This window comes from Pseudomonas sp. PS01299, from assembly GCF_029960145.1.
GTDB lineage: Bacteria > Pseudomonadota > Gammaproteobacteria > Pseudomonadales > Pseudomonadaceae > Aquipseudomonas > Aquipseudomonas putida_A.
The window spans coordinates 1-3,306 of record NZ_JASCPO010000384.1 but is presented as its reverse complement, the minus strand read 5'-3'; the positions used below and the strand labels follow the sequence as shown (position 1 = coordinate 3,306).

Annotated in this window: 3 protein-coding genes and 1 pseudogene; 1 reads left to right on the top strand and 3 read right to left on the bottom strand. The window is 56.5% G+C overall.

Annotated features, from left to right (window positions below):
- Positions 1–219: 219 nt before the first annotated feature.
- From QMX91_RS30005 to QMX91_RS29995, 3 genes are all read right to left on the bottom strand, one after another.
- Positions 220–1,545 (bottom strand): OprD family porin, encoded by a 1,326-nt coding sequence (locus tag QMX91_RS30005; RefSeq protein ID WP_282413824.1) that lies wholly within the window; start codon positions 1,543–1,545, stop codon positions 220–222.
- Between the two features lie 173 nt (positions 1,546–1,718).
- Positions 1,719–2,033: a transcriptional regulator gene (locus tag QMX91_RS30000; RefSeq protein WP_027614657.1), complete on the bottom strand. Its 315-nt coding sequence runs from the start codon at positions 2,031–2,033 to the stop codon at positions 1,719–1,721.
- The gene (locus QMX91_RS29995; protein ID WP_282413823.1) at positions 2,023–2,373 is read right to left on the bottom strand and encodes a toxin; all 351 of its coding nucleotides are present in this window, start codon (positions 2,371–2,373) and stop codon (positions 2,023–2,025) included. Before QMX91_RS29995 ends, QMX91_RS30000 begins: the two co-directional genes overlap by 11 nt.
- A gap of 369 nt (positions 2,374–2,742) precedes the next feature.
- Between QMX91_RS29995 and QMX91_RS29990 the strand changes: the two are divergent.
- Positions 2,743–3,207: pseudogene (locus QMX91_RS29990) on the top strand (GNAT family N-acetyltransferase).
- Positions 3,208–3,306: the final 99 nt, after the last annotated feature.

The following is a 3,306-nucleotide window of genomic DNA, read 5'->3' as shown; positions in this document are numbered from 1 at the left end:
TCGTAATCCCTGTGGGAGCGGGCTTGCTCGCGAAAGCGGTGTGTCATTCAGCAATGATGTTGACTGACACGGCCCCTTCGCGAGCAAGCCCGCTCCCACAGTTTACTGCGGTGTGATTTCGGACAGGCATAAAAAAGGCGCCCCGAAGGGCGCCAAAAAATTCACCTCTGACCAAAGGAGCAAGGAGCTTCTAAAGGTGAATGGTATTGCTCGGGAAACTCAGAGAATCGCCAGCGGGTATTCGACGATCACCCGCACTTCATCCAGGTCCGACTCGAACGCCGTGGCGCGGGTGGTGGCCTGGCGCAAACGCAGTGACAGGTCTTTCATCGAACCGCTCTGCACCACGTATTTGACTTCGATGTCGCGCTCCCAGCGCTTCTGGTCGGTCAGCGGATTGCCTTCGGCATCGCGGCGCATGTACACGGCGTTGGCGTTGGAATAGTCGGCGTCGGTGCCGCGCGCGTAACGGGTCATGAACGACAGACCCGGCACGCCATAAGCGCTCATGTCGAGGTCGTAGCGCACCATCCACGAACGTTCTTTCGGTGAGTTGAAGTCGCTGTACTGGATCGAGTTATCGAGGAAGATCGAGTCGGACTGGCGCAGGTAATCGAAGTCGTCGTTGCCGTTGTTGCGCTGATGGGAGAGGGCGACGGAATGGGCGCCGAGCTTCACGCCGACGCGGCCGCTCCAGATGTTGTTGTCGAATTGGCCGAGCAGTTGCTTGCCTTCGTCGACCGCCTTGTAATAGTTCAGGCCGCCGAACAGCGACAGGTCGTCCGCCAGCGGATAGGTCCAAGCGGTGCCGGCGTAATACTGATTCCAGGCATCCTTGAGACGACTGGAGTACAGGCTGAAACTGAGGTTCTTGTTCAGCACGTAGTCGCCCCCGCCATAAGCGATCCACGGCGAATTGACCGGGCCGGCGTAGAACGTGGCGAAATTTTCGCGCATGTCGCTGGACACCGGTTGGCTCATCGCATGCAAACGACCGCCCTGAATCGACAGACCGTCGATGCTGGTGTTGGTCGCCGTCACACCGCGAAAGCTTTCCGGCAGCAGGCGCGAATCACCTGCGGCCACCACCGGGTTGGCCGGGAACACATCACCGACCTTGACCACGGTATCGAAGGCCCGCACTTTGGCGGCGCCACCGATCTTGGTGTATTCATCCCGCGCCTGGCCGTCACGGTTGACCGGCAGCACATCGAACGAACTGCGCCCGCCGTTGCGGCCGTCACCGGTGTCGAGTTTCAAGCCGAGCATGGCAAATGCGTCGACACCGACCCCGACGGTGCCTTGGGTGAAACCGGATTCGAACTTGCTGATCACCGCATGCGCCCAGGCTTCGGAATAACCGTTGCCGGTGGGGCTGGACTGGCCGTTGCGATGATCACGATTGAAGTAGAAGTTGCGGTTGAGCACCGTCAGGCTGCTGCCTTCGACAAAGCCTTCGGGCTTGTCTTCTGCAAACACCATGGACGGCCCGGAGCCGACCACCACCGCTAAAGCGGCCATCGACATTTTTGTATTGTTAACCATCAAACACTCCTTGGGTTCGGCAGAACGGGAACGTGCGTCGGCGTGGTTTTATTGTTCGACGGGGCAGGGCCCGCCGGCATTGGTCGCCGGGTCACATCGTTGCAAGCTGCGGATAACGCCAAGGTGATGGGGGAATTACAATTTCGTCATGTGGCTGGAATCAAAACCCCGTGTCAGGTCAGGGCTGCGAGTTGTTCGATTGTCTGTGGAAAACGCTCGACCAGACGGATCAGGGTTGTGGCCTGAGCATTGGGCGTAGCTCGTCCTTGCTCCCAGTTCTCGAGCGTTCGCGTATTGGTGCGTAGATACATCGCGAAAACTGACCGGGAAAGATTAAGTTGCTGACGGATGGCTATCACTTCCTCAGCAGTGATCGGCATCAGTTTTGGCAGCTGAACCTTATGGGTACGCAAGGTGATTTTGCCTTGGCGTTCATCGGCCAGTGCTTCCAGTCCATCCATCAGTTCGGAAAAAATGTCACGTTTCATAGTGGCTTCTCGCGTTGAGTTCTCTATCCAGTGTTTTTCTGAAAAGCTTTTTCTGGGCAGGCGTCAAATCGTCCTGCTCGTTTTTGTTGAAGACGGTAAAGAGCCAGAACTGATCGAAGCCTGACCACCAGTAATAAATCACTCGTAATCCGCTGCGCTTGCCTTTCCCTCTTCGTTGGTCGCTGAAGCGAATTTTACGAAGCCCGCCTGTGTCCTCGATGAGATCGCCCGCTTCCGGATTTTTCAGCAACTCCAATTGAAAGCTGCGAAACAGTTCGTCATCCAGATAGTCGTCTCGGTGCTTCTGAAACACAGGCAATTCGATAAATAGAGCATCCATGTTCTGTACGTTACCTACGTATAGTGTTGTCTCGATAATCGAATCGGTCAAGGCCTCCAGGCCTTGCTTTTCGTCCCTTTTTCAACCGTAGACGCCGGTCGTAAAAACACCTGTAGGACGAATCGACGAGTGTGGTGAGAACGTTCGATTGAGTAGAGAGGAGGCTTAGCAATTGACGTGTCGGAACAATCCGCAGCACTATCGCCCCATGACTGTCCAACTTCGAATGACCAAGATGTGCTCCTCCATGACCGCTTCCGGCGGGCCATAAGGTCATACGTGTTTGTCATTTGACGTTTACCCAAAGCCCCGCCAGCAATGGACGGGGCTTTTTCATGCCCCGTCCGCACATGGCTCAAGGAGAGAGAAATGTTCGACATCAGAAGAGCTACCCCGGACGATGCGCAGATCGCGTTCGACATTCGGCGACTGGCCATCCGGCACCAATGCATCGGTGCCTACAGCCAGCAGCAAATGCTCGACTGGACCAAAGGAGCGGCCGAAGACGGCTACGACACGCTGATGGAAAAGCATTTCTATCTGGTCTGCACTGAGGGTGAACCTGTAGCAACTGGAATGCTTGATCTGGAGCAGCATGAAATCGGCGCAATCTTCATCCGCCCGGATTTCATGCAGCGTGGGCTGGGCAAGCGTGTTCTGTTCTTTCTCGAAGATCTGGCGCGGGAGCTGGGGCTGGCAGAGGTGTGTCTGGACGCGACATTGAACGCTGTCGATTTTTACCGGCGCTGCGGTTACATCGGGTAGGGGAGTGCAATTTATCAATCGCCTTCTGGTCTGCAACTGGCCTGCGTGCCAATGGTGAAGAAACTGTGATGCCATTGGGGCGAGGGAGCTTGCTCCCGCTGGACTGCGTAGCGGGCCCCGCTTCTCAGTTGAACAGCGGGGCCGCTTCGCGTCCTGACGGGCAAGCTC

Excerpts from the sequence above, each read along its gene's own strand:
- QMX91_RS29995 (WP_282413823.1), bottom strand. The coding sequence starts at position 2,373 with ATGGATGCTCTATTTATCGAATTGCCTGTGTTTCAGAAGCACCGAGAC.
- QMX91_RS30005 (WP_282413824.1), bottom strand. The coding sequence starts at position 1,545 with ATGGTTAACAATACAAAAATGTCGATGGCCGCTTTAGCGGTGGTGGTC.
- QMX91_RS30000 (WP_027614657.1), bottom strand. The coding sequence starts at position 2,033 with ATGAAACGTGACATTTTTTCCGAACTGATGGATGGACTGGAAGCACTG.